Below are 16,776 nucleotides of genomic sequence, written 5' to 3'. Positions count from 1 at the left end.
TGAGTGTAAATAATTTTTTATAATCAAATTATGCCCAGCAATTAAGATATAAATAATGAACGCCCAAAATTGAAAATTCGCGTGATTGCCGAATTTATGTTGCGTTTGGGTACCTGATGACTTGCCTTTTCTTGGCGTGTAGCTATTTCTGTAGCAGAACTCACATTGTTAACACTTATCAGCCTCTCATTTAATTTAAGACCATAATGAGGAACCGTCACAATCAGCTCCCCTGAGATGTTATAGCGCTGCAATAATGCACGTAATTGGAATACAATCTGATGATAATTGTTATCACTGATTCTTTGATGGTTTTCATACCAAACCAGGCTAATGATCTGTCGTTTACAGTTGATTCCTTTAAGTAAAGCAACCAAAAGCCTTTTTTGGCCCTCACTCAAGGCGATAGTCTGTTGACTATCATGGATAAACAACTTGTTGGCTGAACACTGTAGCGTAAATATATCTTTATAAGTGAGGCTCTCATCGCTAATTAATTGAATGTATTCTTCTATCTTTAACATATTTTTTATCCTTAGCTTATGTATTCAATTTAGTCTGTTGACAGACTCACTAGAGAGACATTCTTCTAAGCACTTTCTTACCGCTCAGTTCATGTTTAATGACTGCCGCGATATGTAGTAACACTAATGCAGCAAGTGTTGCGCAGGAAAAAATATGAATAGTGTGGAACAATGCAGTAACAGCGACATTATGAATAGGCTGCGGGATAATAAAGAGCTTAAAAAAATCGATATCTCTTTCCATCATCAATACCCCGGTAACTAATACTATGGCGATATTCAAGTAAAGAATGAAATGGACAGCATGAGCAATGAATTGGGTAAATCTGGTAGTGTTAATCTCTTCTGGTTTTTCTGATGTAAAATAGAAGTACACTCGAACGATGAACACCGGGATCAGCAATGTAGTCAGTGAAACATTAATAAACCCCGTCAGAGACTTCATTTCGGGAGAGACATCGAATAGCCCGACATAGAAGCCAGACACCGTAGCCCAAATAATGACCAATGCAGAAACCCAATGTAAAACGACTTGCTTACAGGAATATTTATTTTTCATGCTGCTATCCGATTAAAAAATGCCGCTATAAAAGCGGCAAACGAGGGCGTTAACTACTACGTACATATTATTAAAATGAAATGATGAACAATACTAAAGGGTGTTATTCAATGCTTGCTCATGTCTACCGTATTTCAAATACAGTTTAGCTAAGTTTATTATTAAATTAAACCGTATATACTCTCCAATCTTTGTGGGAGTTATCTTAAATTTAATTTTTTTAAACACGCTTAAATTAAATTGATGACATGTGGCAGTGTTTTTTTAGTGTTAATAGGATTGTTTGGAAGAAGCGAATTTTGAAAAAGTTATGAATTATTGAGAAGTTCACTAACTTTCAATATAGAGGAGAATTTCACGCGCAATATACTTTGGGGCGATAATCCAGCCAGAATATATACTGTTATTTTTTTTTGCACCCGGCCAGCAATGCCGGGCTATTTATCACTTATTATCGTCGTTATCTACCAGAGCATAAAACTGTGGCAGTGTCTGTTGCAGACAAGACAAGCTATGGGCATTTTCCAAAGCCTCACATAAAGCGACCTGCTCAGGGGTACCAAAGAGCTGACATAATCCCAGCATTTTATGCCCGATTTTTTGTGCTGCCGCGAGGTCTCCTTTCTCCATAGCCTCTTCAATATTAGCGAGGTAATCACGAATGCTGGCGCGAAATCGAGCACTGAAAGTTGGGTTAGTCATGATCTTTCTCCTTTGAGGCAAAATAGTCATGTATCAACTGCTGCCATTGTTCACGGGCAATGGGTTTTTGTAGCAGATAATCCATGCCGACCTCGCGAGCACGCTGGGCATCTTCTGCTTTCAGTGAGGCTGACTGACCGATAATCAATATTGGCTCAGGAGTGTCTTGCATCAACCTTCTCAGGTGGCGCACCAGTTCAAAACCGTCACTCTCATCCAACCGGCAGTCGGTCACAATAATCCTGTGGTGGTGTTGTAACCAGCTCTGATAAGCCTGCTGCGTATCTGCCACCGCATCAACCTGAAAGCCCATGCTGCTAAACAATTCTTGTTGAACCTCCAGCAGCAATGGCTCGTCCTCCACCACTAACAGACGATGTGACTGTGTAATGATATCCGCAGTGTGCAGCCCGGCATTATCACTGATAAGCTCCAGCGCTTGATCCTCATTACACAGATTGCTCAGGGCAAGATAAAATGCTGAGGCATACAGTGGGTGGGGCACGCGGGCTGATTCACCTTGTTGATTGCGCAATTGCCAGTGACTCTGTTGCTCATCCAGTTGCAGATAAATCGCCGGCCCGCGCGCCGAGGTCGGAAGTGGCTCGGCAGAGGAATAATAGGGGATTTCACACCCCTCGAGAATCTGGCTTATCTCGCCACTGAATGCCGGAGGAATATCAGCCGAGAGTATGATATGCAGCCCCTCAGGCAGTGAATTTTCAATCGCGTAATGAGCCGGGACCGAGGGGAAAGTCAGCCTCACGCGCGACCCGACTCCGGGCTGACTGGCGATAGTCAGATGCCCACCGGTGAGGTGCATATTTTTCTTGGCGACAAATAGCCCAAGCCCGGTGCCCTTGGGGCGGGGATTGCTATCGCGGGCAGCGCCCGATAATTTCCCCTGATAAAACGGCTCCGACAGCCGTGCCAGCACCTTATGAGGGATCCCGGTGCCAGTGTCGAGCACCTCGATACAGAACATTTTCTTACCATCGACCTGCAACAATGAGCATTCAATCAATACCATACCCGAATGAGTGTGCTTAATGGCATTGTTGACGATATTGTTCAGTGCCTGAGAAAGCAGTGCGCCATCAATCAGATGGGGCAAAAAATACTGTTTTGACAGATAGCGAACCTGCAATGTGGTGGCGTGGGTTTCGGCAAAACTGATAAACAACTTAACCGTGGTATCGCACAGCTCGGCCAGTAAATGCGGTTGTGGATTCTGTTGCACTGAGCCTGCATTGATTTTGGCGTAATCCAGTGACAAATCAAGATTATCGAGTAATTCCCGGGTCACGTGAATGACATTCGCGAGCCTATCCCGCTGGCTGGGCGATGATATTTTGCGCACCAGTCCTTCACAGGCGGTCAGAATCCCAATAAGTGGCGTGCGCAATTCATGCGCCAGAACCGACAGCTCCAGATTATTTTTTGAGCCCAGTCGGATAAGATCCATTTTTAGCCGCCGGTTACGATAAACCACCAGGAGCAGGAAACACAACAAGACCGCCGCTAGGCCATAGCCGTACATATTTGACCAAGCCTGGCTCGGTTCCTGGTTATTGTTTCTGATAATCCATTTTTCCATCAGTTCGGCTTGCTGCTGGGGAGAGATGGACGCAATCACTTTGTTAATAATATCAATCAACAGCTGGTCTTCTGGCCGCGCACTCATCACTAGGAAAATCTTGGCATTATGAGGCCGCGACATTTTTAACTGCCCCGGATATATGACATTCATATAATAGAAAGCAGTAGGGGCGAGGACGACAGCAGCTTCAGCTCGCCCTCTAATGACCTCGCCGACGGTCTCCTCGGGTGAATTGGAGACTTTATAATTGACACCTTGATAGCGTTTGGTAAACCACTCAATTAACGAGAGATAATCGGTGATGGAAACATAGCCCTCAGCGATATCTTCTGAAGTGGCGATATGACGCGTGGCTTTACGTGTGATAGTAACCGGCCAGGTGGAAAAAATCGGAACAGTGTTTACTAGCCCCTTGGATTGGGCAAATGCACTGGATGTACTGGTGAGTAGCGAGACCTTACCGGTTTCTAGATTACGAAAAGATTCACTACCGCTGTTGCTGGACACTGGCTGAAATTTTATTCCGGTGGCGGCGGCAATAAAATCAATATAATCCCGCGTTAACCCAATATGCTCACCAGTGCTATTAAAAGCTTCAATAGGATAAAAATGAGGGAAAATACCGTATTGCACCACCGGGTGCGCTTCTATATAGCGCTGCTCTTCCGGCGAAAAAACGATGGTGGCTGCGGCATAATTGGCTGTTGATGACAGTAAGATAAACGCCAATATCAGATAGGTTTTATAGAGAAATTTCATGAGCATACTTAAAGAAATCAGTATTTGATGTGAGCCCCAGCTTTTTGAAGGCACGCGTTTTAGTATTGGACACGGTTTTAAAACTGATATTCAGGCTGACACTAATGTCTTTCTGCTTCATGCCATTGAGTAACATTCTCAGCACTTCAGTTTCACGCTCGCTTAGGGCATGGTGTACATCTTGTTGTGTTGACTGAGGCAGTGCCGCCAGCTCAATGGGGAAAAATTTCTTACCGCGGGCGACATATGAAATAGCAAAAAATAGCTCCTGAATGTCACTGCTTTTTTGTACAAAACCCCAAGCGCCGGCTTGCCAGGCCAAGCGGGCCACTGCCAAACTTTTATGGGCAGTATGAACAATAATTTTCAATTCAGGATGTAATTGAAGCTGGCGTTTAATAAGCCCAGCGCCATCTTGGGGCAAAGATGCATCCATATCTGTTTCGCTGGCGGCGAGTGAATAATCCAGCAACAGCACTTCTAGCCCGTGGCTATTTTTGAGTAATTCGATGAGTTCAGGTGTATTGCTGACACAACCAATGACCTCAAGCGAAAAGTCACTATAAATAAGTTGTTGCTGCGGTTCTTTATGATGATATGGATATTTTTTTAATATCTCCATTAGTGCAAGACGACTAAAAGGCTCATCTTCTACCATGGCTATTTTTAACGTTTTTGTTGGTGTCATAACGGGCCTCTGAACAAGTGAGGCAAGCGCTAACTGTCATTCACTGTCAGTATTAACTTTTCACCTGGTTGACGTAGAAACGGCGTGAGTCTATCGCTCATCATAATCAGCTCTCCCTCTTTCTCTACCCTGACACTGATATTAAGAGGCTGCGAAGATAATGATAACTCATTTGGTAACTGCAAGCGAAAAGGAATTGTAAGGCTTTCTTTGGGCGTTACAATGCTGTACTCCTGAAGGGATAGCTCTTTGCCACCTGCAGCCTTACTCTGGGTGATCGACAGCGTAATTGTTGCATTTTCAGGTATTTCTCCATGACTGCTTTGAATATTTCCTTGAAGATAATCGCCATTATGGCTTCCAGTTATACCCGCCAAATGACTGCAACCGGATAAAAACAGAGCCAGAAATAAAATAAAACAGTGAGAGTAGAAATTTTTCCGCGTATTAAAAAAATATTTCATCAGATTATCCTGCAGTAAAAATGTAAAGATAAGAACAACTTGCAGCAATAGCCAATGTGCAGCTTGTGATGGCGATCTCGATGATGTTTTTCTTACGCACAATTTTATTCTTCAATGTATCTATCGATGTTGACTCGGCAGAAAGTGTTTTCTTGGTACCCGTATATGAAATACCAATTCTGGGCAAAGTCGCAATCAGGCTTTCATCAAGTCTGGCTTTCTTAAATGAACTACGTAATTGTCTGACAAGTTTATAATAACTGCTCTCAGTCACAATGACGCCACGCTTTTCCCAAATTTCATACATAACCTCCCTTTTGCTGCATGTCTTTGCGAGCAGCATTTTTAATAAGCAAGTTTCACTTTCTGATAATAGTACAACCGCTTCCTTCTGGGTCAGAGTACGTTTCCACGAATTAAAAATAACGTCTTGGCATAAAATAACATTAGGTGGAGTTAATTCATTATTGTTCATCATATTCTCACTTTTTGTATCGACTAAGGATTCACGAGGTGTTTTATACCTCCTCAAGAGAGTGTTCTCAACGATGATGGGGGAATATAGGCATATTAGAGAATACTCTCCACTCGTTTGGAGAGTGCTCTCTGTGGGGGTGAGGATTGCTCCCCATTATTTTGGAGATATTAAAAGGTGGGAGTGGTTGTTAATAGTGACGCATTCTTATGGGAAAAGTCAGGACCAGCACTGACTATTTTCATAATTTTACTTGCGTACCTATCTCTATGATGGGCGGTTTCTGAATGATAAGCACCGACAGCACGCCAACTATAGCCATACTTTTTAAACTTCAGGCTCAGCAAATAGGCTCCGGCCTTAATATTGGTGCAGGGGTGCATCAGGCTTTGTTCGTAGTCTATAATTCCTTTTGATTTTAGTGAGTTAAAATGAACTGAGTTAATCTGCATTAAGCCATAATCGTGGGTCGTGCCGCAGATTTAGTGGTAATGGTTAATTGTCAGATACCATCCGATGATCTTATCGTGCATTTCTTCTGATTTTGAGAAGCAGATAGTCTTGCGGGCTAACCGTTTGAGATGGGTTCGCAAGTTCAGATTATGTCGCTCTATCCTCTGGGTGTATTTCTTGCTGATAACATGACTGGTTGAGGACAATAAAGTGCGGTATACCGGCCAGGCATCGGTCATGTAGAAGGCAATGCTAAACTGGCTCAGCAAAACCAGAAGACGCTTTAATGTCAAAGCATTTCGCGGGCCAAATACATGGGCGATAACGCGCTTTCGGATGCGGTCATAGGCATAAAACAGCCAGCGTTGATTGCCTTTACAGCGGACATATGACCACTGCTCATCGGCTTCACAGCAGATAACCACCTCTGCGCTAGGCTCTACGTTTTGCGCTACCTGGTGCGGCGTAAGTTTTTTAGATGACGCAGAACGGTATTGAGGCTTATCCGTAGAACCCGTGCTGTATCGCGGCATCCGGAGCCGTTCATCGCCATATCAACGATGGCCTGATGGGTTTCGGGTTTAGCTCCGTTGTAGCGATAGCTGAGCTGGAAGGTCTTCAGGCATTGGTTACAGCGATAGAGCTGCGCCCCTGAGCCGGAGTGGCCGTTTCGGATAACCCCATGAGTTTCAGAACAGCGAGGACAAACCACATCAATCTTTGCCATCAATCATCCAAAGGGTAAAGAGTACACCAACACTAAGTTTGCGTCACGACCTAATCGTGGCTACCATTTTTATTAATATTGCGTGCATTTGGCTTACCGCCAGATTCATGGAGGATAATTGCTTCGAGAATGATCTCTGGTATATCCCAGCGTTTAGCGGCATTAGATAAGCAAGATGCATTTGCTAGAGCAGGGCTCAAGAAAATAATAATTGATAAGTAGTAAATAACAGTTTTCATAGGAATATAAATTTAAATATCATCTGACTCTTCATCATCGCTATCAGGCATTTTGCCCATTTTAGCGAGAGATTCTTGATTCAGTTGGTTAGCGAAAATATCGGCTGAAATATACATAGAATAAGCTGGGTTAAACTTCTCTTTCAGTAAATTTTTGTCTTCCGGTAACTCAGAGTTTTTGATTGCTCCGACCAGCTCAGTAATAAATTTTTCGCGTTCTATTGACGGTAAACTTCTCAACTTTTGGTTGAGAAGAACGAAAAGTGCTTGCTTGTCTTGTGTGGTACGTAAGCTTTCAATAAATTCGCTGACGTCAGATTGACCCATTGCTGATAATTGTGATTCAGCAGTGGGCGTATTTTTCTCCATGGTATTTTCTTGCCATGCCTGTGCGACACGCAGTTGAATATTGTCATGGCGAGGAACGGGTTTAGCATCCGTGGTTGTTGTTATCATTTTCAATGTGGAGTTCAGTATTGAAATTGTCATGCGGCTCTCTTGATTGATTGAGTTGTTCTGAAAAATTGCGGTACAAAACCTGTTGCGTCTGCAAAATAGTACAGCGCGCGGGCAGGGATAAAATATGGGGCAATATACGCTGCGTCGCACTTTCTGGGGAAAAATGAAGAATTTCATTATCTATCTCCAGCGCAATACTTTTTTCCGAGCCACTCAGTATGGTGAGGTGCTTTATTTCCGCCAAAGTAGGTTTTAGCTTGTGCAACAATGAGGGCGGAAGATGTATTTGCGTCTGCGGATATTCAGGATGCTGTCGGATAAAGTGGTCACTGACAATTTCATACATCCGAGTGTCACTGAATATTTCCGTGAGCAAAGTCTGCAATTGCTCTTCACTGCTGGCCAGTGCCTGTTGATATTGGCGCTGACTTGATTCCAGCCCGAGCAGCAGGTCAGCCAACAGTTTTTGTAGCCCTTGTTGGTAGCCTTGCTGATAAGCAATATGGCGGATTTCCTGTGCTTCTTGCTGAGCCAACTGACAGTGCTCTGCGGCCTGTTTTTTTGCCTGAGTTATCAACACTTTTTGATAGCGGCTTGCTTTCATGGCCTGATGTTTAATCAAGACCTTTTCCTGGGCTGTTTGCCGGATATCCGGTTCAGATTGTTGTGACATAACGACAAGCTCCTTCAATCACATTCCATGGGAGGGCATTTTTCACTGGCGTTTCCATTAGTTGCCGAGTTATGGAACTGAACATATAACTCGCGCGGGCAGTATACTCGCGGCCAAAAGGGCTCAGACCCGCGAGTAGCTGCGCCGCTCCTGTTGCTAGAAGGATTTGCGGCGATGATGGCACCTCTTGCGGCTGGCGAAAATTATCATTTATGCCCTGATGCAACTGTGCATATTGGGATGTTTCCGCCCACCACGGGAGCGGTGCCGGGTGCAACAGCACCCCCAGCGCCCAGGCAACCTTGGGCAGTTCTGCCCAAGACTCAGCAATAAAATCGGGTAACAGCGGCGTATTTCTATCAGGTGTAGGCAGTTGATACTGCCTCAGCAAGCGCCGATTGTGGGCTTGCTGTAATACCTGAGGTAGGGCGGGATAATCAATGCCGCTGTGCTCTGCGTGAAAGTAACTACCCGGAGCCAGCAGAATGTCATACTGGCAAATGAAGCTGGGCTTGCCGGGATTGACCATCATGACTTTTGCTCCGTACTGTTTGATGGCACCTCTTTGGCCTCGTTTTGTTGCTTGCGACGCCAGAGTAATAACAGTGCGCCAGCTCCCGCCGTCAGTGCCGTGGCAATAGCAATCAACAACACCGGTGAGACCGGAAACTCCGGCTCGCTCTTGGCTTGGCGCTGCAATGGCGGGCGTTCGACGATGACGACCGAAACATTGTCAAAGCTGGCCTCAGCAAAACTATTGGTGAGAAATAATTTAATTTTACTCATCATCATTTTAGGCGCTTCATTCCCGGCATAGGTCACCAGACTCGAGATTTGCTGCGGCTGCTTGACTCGGTTGTTGCTACTTAAGGGATAACTGACATGCACTCTGGCGTTCACTACGCCAGGAATCGTCAGCAAAGATTGCTCCAGACGTTGTTCAATTAAAGAAAGCAGACGTGAACGTTCGGCCTGTGGTGATGCCACCAATGAATCCCCGGGGAACGCCTGAATAATTTCCACCGACTCTTTGGAGGGCAAATTGTACAAACGTAATAAGTCCACGGCGGTAACAAAATCACTGCGCGCTACCCGGATGGAATTACCCAGTTTGCCATTTTCCCGCCGTGTTCCTTCCACGCCATTTTCCTGTAGGACGGCCAATACTTCATTGCTCTGGCGCTGGCTAAGTTCAGTGAGCAGAGTCTGGTTATCACAACCAGACAGCAGCCAAATAGCACTTATTACCAGAAATTTTGTCAGCTTATTCATGGTTTACTGGGCTTTTAATACAGAGTCGATCGCGGAAACACTCTTATGGGTGAGCGTACTAATCATATTGATGCCGAGGCTATAGTTACCGACACGATGTTGTAATTGCAATAATTCAGCCGGGTTAGTGGCATCGCCATTATTAACCTGATTAATAATCGCGGCTTTTTCCTGGCTGGCATTAACGCTGTAACTGGCAAATAGATTTCTGACCCGACCTTCTACGGAGCCGCTTGGTGGCATCGCCGGTATAGTGTTTTCTGCTACGGGCAGCAGCGCGGGGGAAATATTAATAAACATTGACATAAGCCATCCTTGATAATTACGTAATATTCCAGCTAGGGAATATTACGTAATGATAAAATTACATATTACGAATAATAGCCTGAGATGTGTCTTTAATAGACTTCATAATATTGCTTTGCGCTTGGCGTGCACTATTGTAGTGCCCATTAAGTGCGGAAATTTTCGCCAGGACAATAGGGTTGTCCATTTCATTTTTTGTATCAGAAAGCGCGCTCTTCAGTTGGTCTGCCAGTTCCTTCACTCGTGTGTTGAGCAATGCACCGCTGCGGTATTGCATCCCCCAGTTACTTGTTGATGTCGTATCCACCGTTTCAAATGCAGAGGTGCTCCAATTACCGTTAGATTCAAGTCCAGGTACAGCCATATAATATATCCTTGTTATTTAAAATGAGTTTTTAAAATGCCACTGGGTTAAAGTACCAGTGATTATTATCCAACAGAACATAGCCGTTCGGATTATTAACGAGCGACTTTCCGGCCAGATGATTAGTGGCCAGCGAGATGGAAAACTGAATGTGACGTACTCCATACCGCTGGATAAAATGTTCGGAAAAATCAATTACCGAGATAGCCTGTTCATCGTTCAGATCTGCGTTAATAATAAAAATAGAGGTGCCATTTTTATTATTAACGCGCCAAGGCACATTACTTTTGGTCAGGCCTTGTTCTGCCTGGCGTAAAAGCTCAGCTGAGCTATAGCTTTCTATTTGGCTTTTTACCGGACAACCGAGAAAACGCGTCAGTGTCTGCTTAATAAGTTTATCATCTGGTGCAGGATAGTTGCCTTTCAACCAGCGAGTAACCGGCTGGCAAGGGAGCGATAAATCCACTTTCAACAGCCCCGGTAATTGTTTGCTAAGCTGACTTTCTATCTCTTTTTCCAGAGTAATGATTTTTTTTACTGTCACCGGTTCTTGATAATGTTCCCTTAGCAGACGTTGTGTACTCCAGTCCAAATCACGTTGTGTTGTCACCAGCACCAGACTTTGACCATTTTCACCGGTAGTGACAGCCACTGGGGAACTGCTGCCCTGAAGCAACGTTTCCAGTGTTTTCACTTTCCGTGCTTGGTTATTGTTGTTAAGCACTTGCCAACTTATTAAGGCCGCGAGCAGTGCGAGTGTTATCCCAGCAATATAAGTTGGATTAAGTTTACGTCGTGCCGATAGCGGAGCACTGACATGTTTTTCTGCTGTTTCCAACATTGTCATTGGCGCTGAAACAGACAAATCTTTCGCGTCCTTCCACGGGGTGTCGAGCATCCTAATCACGACCGGAAAGTGTTCGGTCAGCATCACTTCCTGAAATACAATCGGCTGTCTAATAGTGGGGCAATCGCCACTCAGCACGAGATACCATTGATCAATGTTTTCTGTTTCAGGCACTGAGGCCGTGTCATGGTCGCAAACAATTGTCAGTTCGTAATGACCTTGCTCACCAGGCACATAATAGGTGGTGAAGCCGTCATTATCGGTTTCAGTTTTATATGCTTGCTCAGAAGCAATAATTATCCGATGGCTGCCCACTTTGAGCATTAATTCATTACCGCTTAATGGGCCACTGGCAATCTTCATTACCAAGACGCGGTGTTCTGTGTCCCTCATCATATTTTCCTGTTGAACCAAATTGGCGACAAGTAAAGCCGAGTGCGAATTTTTTGTCAGCGGAATTAGCCTGACTATTTCTTACCGAGTGGATTTCCTATGGGAGTCATGGCTATTCCTAGTGATTCCGTTTAATAAATTGACGTCATCGTTCATTGTGTTGCAACTCAAATAACAAGCTGGAGGCGAAGAACGATGGCAGCAATAAATAATGATATTAAGCCGATAATACAGTCGGGCCATTGTTTATCCCTAGAGGATAGCCTGGTGTTGGCTATTCCTAAGAGAGAAACCATACCGCTGAGGTTTCGTTCGGTTTATTCCGATAAAAGCGTGATGATTACTGAGCCTTCGCTGTTTATTTGCACTAGCCCTTGCAATATTGAGGGAGATAAAACTCATTGGTTGTTGCACAGCATTACCATTGCCAAACTGATCGAGCTCTTGGCAACAATTGATTCAGCAATGGGTAAATCATTATTAGATCATAGCGGAAAAAAATCGGTAACGGCGCAACCGTGGGCTGAGGTTATTTCCATTAATGTACCCGATGGTATGAGTAACATATCAGTCAATAATATTGTTATTGATCTCATTCTGCGTAACCAAGTGGAATTTAATACTTGGTGCGAGATGTTAAGGAGATATGAGGCATACGGAATAATGTGTTTTATTTTATCTTCCTCAGAACAGAAAGATAACGTCAGTATTAATTATTTAAGTCAGCGTTATGGCGTGTCTTCGGCTTATTTTAGGCAGCTATATAGAGAAAATTTTCAGGCTACGGCCAAGAAAAAAATGATGAGAGTTCGTATGGCATCCGCCGTATTACAACTTATAGAGAGTGAGGATTCAATCCTTGAAGTGGGTCTTGATGCCGGGTATTGCTCCGCTTCACATTTTACCAATGACCTGAAAAAAGAATTGGGGTTAACCCCTTCAGAAATACGACGTCTGGAGTCTATTTTATATGAAAATTAAATGCAGAGGGGCGATCTGTTTGTCACTCTTTTTACTTGCGGGCAATGTTAGTTATCTCAATGCCGAGGTAATGACGGCGTTACCCGTAGAGCAGGAAAAAGTTAATGACTCTTTTGTCGCTAATAACGTCATGGTCGGTAAGTTATTTGATGCGGTGGCTGAAAGGTTGGAAAAGCCGATAATTCTGAGCAAATTGGCGGCCCAAAAACGGGTGACTGGGAACTTTAACCTAGCGAATGCTGACGAAATGTTTAAAGCATTGGCTCGGCGTATGGCGCTGGTGTGGTATGACGATGGTGCCGGGATTTACGTTTATGATAACAGCGAAATGCGCAGTGTTATTGTTCGCACCCAGGCTGCGGGCAGTGGTCAATTGCTGAATTATATCCAGAAAACTGGGATTTACGATAAACGTTTTCCCGTTCGTACCCAAGGCGATAACCGTTTACTGTTTGTCTCAGGGCCACCACTTTATGTGGAGTTAATTAGTGCGGCTGCTTCGTATCTTGATGAGCGCATTAAGCAGGAAGATCTGGCTAGCGGGGGAGAGGTGGCGGTTATCCCGTTAAAACACTCATCGGTCACTGATCGTACTTACAACCAGCGTGGGCAGAATATCGTCATTCCTGGGATGTTAACGGCACTAAATGCGCTGTTCCAAGGCAACAGTGGTACGGCGGAAAGCACGCTGACGATACAGCCGAAAGAGGGGGAACCGAATATTGAAGCCGGTTTCCCGGCACCGCCATCTGTGAGCGGAAATAACAGCGCGGTGAAGCTAGCTGCTGCTGCGAAAACCAGCAGCCCGTTTTCGCTGGTCGCATATCCTGACAGCAATAGTTTGGTCGTAAAAGGGAGTGCGGAACAGATTCGCTATGTTCGCCAGCTTGTACATACCCTGGATAACAGCCGTAGCCAAGTGGAATTATCACTGTGGATTATCGATGTGACACAAAGCAAAGTGGACGATTTAGGGGTGCGCTGGGAAGCTGGGAATATTGGTGTGGCTGGCGGTTCCGTCACTTTTAACCGCAGTACGTTGAGTGATAGCAAAACGTTTCTAGCGCAAATTGACGCGATCAGTAAAACCGGCAATGCCCGCATTGTTTCTCGCCCAGTGATCCTGACACAGGAGAATGTTCCGGCACTATTTGATAACAACACCAGTTTTTATGCTCGTGTAGAGGGTGAGCGGGTCGCGTCACTGCAGCAGGTGACCTATGGCACGATGATCAGCGTATTACCGCGTCTCTCCGGTGGCGCGAGTGTTGAGATGGAAGTCAACATTGAAGATGGCGGATTGAACCGTGATAACTCGGGTAAGCTTGCCGATATCGCGGGATTGCCTGAGGTTAACCGCACTAACATCAATACGGTGGCACGTATTGGCCGCGACAAAAGCTTGCTTATCGGTGGATACACTCGAGATCAGGTTGAAGAGGGTGAAACTCGTATTCCGCTGTTAAGTGATATTCCGCTGCTGGGTAATCTGTTTAAGTACCGTTCACACAACCAACAGAAAATGATCCGTATCTTTTTGATTCAGCCGCGTCTACTGAGTGAAAACGAAGCTTGGGACGGCCGTCAGTTCTCTGATAATGAACGCCTGAACCGACATGATAGCCAGTTGCGCGGTACCGTTGAATTCCTCAAGAAGTATACGAGCCAGCCATGGCAATAGGGCCTGTCGGAGGCAATTCGCGTTTGCTGGTGGGCCAGCGTGATAAAAGCGCTTCTGCGGTAAAAGCTAATGATGATGCTGACGACGCGGCAAATGGGCAGGGTGTTATTGATGACAACGGTGAATATGCCTCTATGTCTATGCTGGCGGCCAGTCATGTGCGCCGTCGCGGCCCAATGTCCGACCAAAAAGAGGAATGGACACATTTTTCTGAGCGTATTTTGGATGCTCAGGCGGATGAAAAAATTCTGCGCATTGAAGGCGTTCTTAATCGCCAGTTAATGACACCGCAGCAGTTACGCGCCTATTTGCTTCAGTATTTTACCGATACTAGCGATCTACTTATGGCTCTGGCTGCATTGATTCATCGGAGCCGGTTAAAACGCAAGCAGCTCGCGCAAATGGAAGAGTTACGCGAGCATCTAGAGGCAGAAGACACCGACCGCAGTGCTCAAGCGGGTATCAATATCGCGCTGGTGGCAAAAGCATTTGCTCAAAAAATGCAGCAGTCGGCGGGCAACTTGAGAATGTTGTATCGCGAGTTTCTCAGTTATGACGGCCCGGCAATTTATCTCTATGAACAATGGGTGGACGAGTTGGCCGCCCAAGAACGTGAAAATATCATCCGTTATCTGGCGCGAGCTTTAGCCTGCGATTTGCAAGTATTACCCTTGGGGAATATTAATGTCAGCGAATTTGGTTCCCTGTTTAATCGGGTCAGTCGACTAAGAGAGATGCAGTCCCTGGATGATGTATTTCGCCAACGTTTTTCCCATGCAGGTTTTGCCTTTATTGGCCAGCGCAGCGAAAAAATGCTGAGTAAATTGTTCACTCGCGGTATTCGGGGCCAAGAGAGTTTTAACGACGGCTTAATTGCCTTTTATTCGCAACAACTCGGTGCACTAAGCACAGATATGCGCGCACGTTTTTTACAGATTCTGATTATAGCGTTTTCCACATTGCCGACAGGTATTTTCCTCTCATTAGAAGAACGTGAATATTTTATTGATGGGTTGAAAGAACATATGAATCACCTTATGAATCTGGAGTTTTCTATAACCAGAAAAGTATTACCTCACGGAGAAATTGATATTCCATGACTAAGTTTACAAGACTATTATTAGATATTCATAAACGTCCGGAGCTGATGGTGTTAATCATCATGGTAATGGTCATTGCCATGTTGATTATACCATTGCCGACAATTTTGGTAGACCTGCTGATTGGCCTGAATATTATGATTTCAGTGCTGATTTTTATGGGGTCTTTTTATATTACAAGGGTGCTGGATTTTCGTTCCTTCCCCTCAATCTTACTGATCAGTACTTTATTTCGATTAGCACTATCCATCAGCACCAGTCGGCTTATTTTATTAGAGGCTGATGCTGGTGACATTATTGCTACTTTTGGCGAGTTTGTTATTCAGGATAATCTGGTTGTTGGAATGGTGGTATTTTCCATTGTTACAATCGTACAATTTATCGTGATTACTAAAGGCTCCGAGCGTATAGCTGAAGTTGCAGCGCGTTTCTCGCTCGATGCAATGCCGGGCAAACAGATGAGTATTGATGCAGATTTGCGTGCTGGTGTAATAGATGAGGCGACAGTAAAAGAAAAACGCAATGAGATGGAGAATGAAAGCCAGCTTTACGGTTCTTTTGATGGTGCAATGAAATTTATAAAAGGTGATGCAATCGCTGGGATCATCATTATTTTTGTCAATCTCATTGGTGGAATTTCCGTTGGCATGGCGCAATTAGGTATGGATATGCCTACGGCGCTAAATACTTTTACCTTGCTGACTATTGGCGATGGACTGGTAGCTCAAATTCCGGCTCTGCTTATCTCTATTAGTGCTGGTTTTATTGTTACCCGTGTGGGCGGTAATGATAAAAATCTAGGGGAGAATATTGTCTCTGAGTTATTTGCCAAAGATTTCACTATTATAATTACCGCGATAATTGTCTGTGCTATTGGTTTTTTACCTGGGTTCCCGACATCAATTTTCCTGTTCTTATCCGGTTTAATGGTGGCACTGTTGTGGTATCGCCATCATCAGAAGCATAAAGAGAAGAAACGTCTTTCCGGCGAAGAACAAAATAATACTGACGTCAGTTCAGAGGTAACAGAAGGCGAAACTCACCGACAAAACCGAGTTTCAGATGATGAATATGTACCGGAAACGCTGCCAATAATTATTTCAGTGAGCCAGGAACATAAAGCACAGTTGGAGAATAATGGTTTTCTTTCACGTATCAAGAAAGATATATTTGTGCGCTATGGCTATCGGATTCCTGATATTGCTATTAATTATTCTCCGATAGTACCAAACGATAAAATTATTGTACTGATTAATGAGATTAGTGCCGGTGAATATAATATTTTATTTGAGGGGTTCCGTCTGCTCAGTGTTAATGATGAACTGGATTATCTGGGGATGGAATTAACCCGTTTCAGTGATATTCATGGTGTTGTTAGTAGCTGGGTTTCAGCTAAAGATATTAATGAAGTTGAACAGTTGGGTTTGCAGGTACGTGATGATATTAGTGAAATTATCGATTGTATCGGTACTTTATTATTGCATCATATTAATGAGTTTTTCGGTCGTGC

At 44.4% G+C, this 16,776-nt stretch carries 19 protein-coding genes and 1 pseudogene; 4 read left to right on the top strand and 16 right to left on the bottom strand.

What is annotated here, in order from left to right:
* Positions 1 to 41 precede the first annotated feature (41 nt).
* The 16 genes from D5F51_RS18680 to D5F51_RS18600 all read right to left on the bottom strand — a co-directional run bounded on the left by D5F51_RS18680 (position 42) and on the right by D5F51_RS18600 (position 11,507).
* The gene (locus tag D5F51_RS18680; RefSeq protein ID WP_129198412.1) at positions 42 to 524 is read right to left on the bottom strand and encodes a winged helix-turn-helix domain-containing protein; all 483 of its coding nucleotides are present in this window, start codon (positions 522 to 524) and stop codon (positions 42 to 44) included.
* Between the two features lie 49 nt (positions 525 to 573).
* The gene (locus D5F51_RS18675; RefSeq protein ID WP_129198410.1) at positions 574 to 1,083 is read right to left on the bottom strand and encodes a cytochrome b; all 510 of its coding nucleotides are present in this window, start codon (positions 1,081 to 1,083) and stop codon (positions 574 to 576) included.
* A 444-nt stretch (positions 1,084 to 1,527) separates the two neighbouring features.
* The gene (locus D5F51_RS18670) at positions 1,528 to 1,785 is read right to left on the bottom strand and encodes an Hpt domain-containing protein (RefSeq protein WP_129198408.1); all 258 of its coding nucleotides are present in this window, start codon (positions 1,783 to 1,785) and stop codon (positions 1,528 to 1,530) included.
* On the bottom strand, positions 1,778 to 4,144 hold the full coding sequence (locus tag D5F51_RS18665) for an ATP-binding protein (RefSeq protein ID WP_129198406.1): 2,367 nt from the start codon (positions 4,142 to 4,144) through the stop codon (positions 1,778 to 1,780). Before D5F51_RS18665 ends, D5F51_RS18670 begins: the two co-directional genes overlap by 8 nt.
* A complete protein-coding gene (locus D5F51_RS18660; RefSeq protein WP_129198404.1) occupies positions 4,128 to 4,832 on the bottom strand; it encodes a response regulator transcription factor in 705 nt (234 codons plus the stop codon). Before D5F51_RS18660 ends, D5F51_RS18665 begins: the two co-directional genes overlap by 17 nt.
* Positions 4,833 to 4,861: 29 nt before the next feature.
* Positions 4,862 to 5,296, bottom strand: a complete 435-nt coding sequence (locus D5F51_RS18655) for a hypothetical protein (RefSeq protein ID WP_129198402.1) — start codon at positions 5,294 to 5,296, stop codon at positions 4,862 to 4,864.
* A 4-nt stretch (positions 5,297 to 5,300) separates the two neighbouring features.
* The gene (locus D5F51_RS18650; protein ID WP_129199483.1) at positions 5,301 to 5,771 is read right to left on the bottom strand and encodes a winged helix-turn-helix domain-containing protein; all 471 of its coding nucleotides are present in this window, start codon (positions 5,769 to 5,771) and stop codon (positions 5,301 to 5,303) included.
* A 170-nt stretch (positions 5,772 to 5,941) separates the two neighbouring features.
* Positions 5,942 to 6,253, bottom strand: coding sequence for a lytic transglycosylase domain-containing protein (locus D5F51_RS18645; RefSeq protein ID WP_281279630.1), 312 nt, complete (start codon positions 6,251 to 6,253; stop codon positions 5,942 to 5,944).
* Positions 6,254 to 6,951, bottom strand: a protein-coding gene (locus tag D5F51_RS18640) for an IS1 family transposase (RefSeq protein ID WP_100273935.1) whose coding sequence is annotated in 2 segments (ribosomal slippage) — positions 6,254 to 6,693 and positions 6,693 to 6,951 — 699 coding nt in all. Because the reading frame shifts where the segments join, the coding sequence is not laid out codon by codon here.
* Positions 6,952 to 7,202: 251 nt separating this feature from the next.
* Entirely contained in the window at positions 7,203 to 7,679 is a 477-nt protein-coding gene (locus D5F51_RS18630) for a hypothetical protein (RefSeq protein WP_245994837.1), read from the bottom strand.
* Entirely contained in the window at positions 7,621 to 8,322 is a 702-nt protein-coding gene (locus D5F51_RS18625) for an HrpE/YscL family type III secretion apparatus protein (protein ID WP_129198398.1), read from the bottom strand. The genes D5F51_RS18630 and D5F51_RS18625 overlap by 59 nt, the downstream gene beginning before the upstream one ends.
* Positions 8,306 to 8,854 (bottom strand): hypothetical protein, encoded by a 549-nt coding sequence (locus D5F51_RS18620; RefSeq protein WP_129198396.1) that lies wholly within the window; start codon positions 8,852 to 8,854, stop codon positions 8,306 to 8,308. The genes D5F51_RS18625 and D5F51_RS18620 overlap by 17 nt, the downstream gene beginning before the upstream one ends.
* Entirely contained in the window at positions 8,851 to 9,594 is a 744-nt protein-coding gene (gene sctJ, locus D5F51_RS18615) for a type III secretion system inner membrane ring lipoprotein SctJ (RefSeq protein ID WP_129198394.1), read from the bottom strand. Before sctJ ends, D5F51_RS18620 begins: the two co-directional genes overlap by 4 nt.
* Positions 9,595 to 9,597: 3 nt before the next feature.
* Positions 9,598 to 9,900 (bottom strand): type III secretion system inner rod subunit SctI, encoded by a 303-nt coding sequence (gene sctI / locus D5F51_RS18610; protein WP_245994836.1) that lies wholly within the window; start codon positions 9,898 to 9,900, stop codon positions 9,598 to 9,600.
* Between the two features lie 58 nt (positions 9,901 to 9,958).
* Positions 9,959 to 10,264, bottom strand: coding sequence for an EscF/YscF/HrpA family type III secretion system needle major subunit (locus tag D5F51_RS18605; RefSeq protein WP_129198392.1), 306 nt, complete (start codon positions 10,262 to 10,264; stop codon positions 9,959 to 9,961).
* 31 nt (positions 10,265 to 10,295) lie between these two features.
* A complete protein-coding gene (locus tag D5F51_RS18600; RefSeq protein ID WP_245994834.1) occupies positions 10,296 to 11,507 on the bottom strand; it encodes a PrgH/EprH family type III secretion apparatus protein in 1,212 nt (403 codons plus the stop codon).
* A gap of 192 nt (positions 11,508 to 11,699) precedes the next feature.
* On the opposite strand from D5F51_RS18600, the gene D5F51_RS18595 reads away from it, so the two are divergent.
* The 4 genes and pseudogenes from D5F51_RS18595 to D5F51_RS18580 all read left to right on the top strand — a co-directional run.
* A complete protein-coding gene (locus tag D5F51_RS18595; RefSeq protein WP_129198390.1) occupies positions 11,700 to 12,485 on the top strand; it encodes a helix-turn-helix domain-containing protein in 786 nt (261 codons plus the stop codon).
* Positions 12,475 to 14,166 carry a type III secretion system outer membrane ring subunit SctC gene (gene sctC / locus D5F51_RS18590; RefSeq protein ID WP_129198388.1) on the top strand — a complete coding sequence of 564 codons (1,692 nt, stop codon included), beginning with the start codon at positions 12,475 to 12,477 and terminating at the stop codon, positions 14,164 to 14,166. The genes D5F51_RS18595 and sctC overlap by 11 nt, the downstream gene beginning before the upstream one ends.
* Positions 14,157 to 15,266, top strand: a complete 1,110-nt coding sequence (sctW, locus tag D5F51_RS18585; protein WP_129198386.1) for a type III secretion system gatekeeper subunit SctW — start codon at positions 14,157 to 14,159, stop codon at positions 15,264 to 15,266. Before sctC ends, sctW begins: the two co-directional genes overlap by 10 nt.
* Positions 15,263 to 16,771, top strand: a pseudogene (locus D5F51_RS18580) (FHIPEP family type III secretion protein); the annotation flags it as partial. The gene sctW and the pseudogene D5F51_RS18580, both read left to right, overlap by 4 nt.
* Positions 16,772 to 16,776 lie beyond the last annotated feature (5 nt).

Origin of the sequence: Yersinia hibernica (genome assembly GCF_004124235.1) — a bacterium.
GTDB lineage: Bacteria > Pseudomonadota > Gammaproteobacteria > Enterobacterales > Enterobacteriaceae > Yersinia > Yersinia hibernica.
This window is presented reverse-complemented; position numbering and strand designations above follow the sequence as displayed.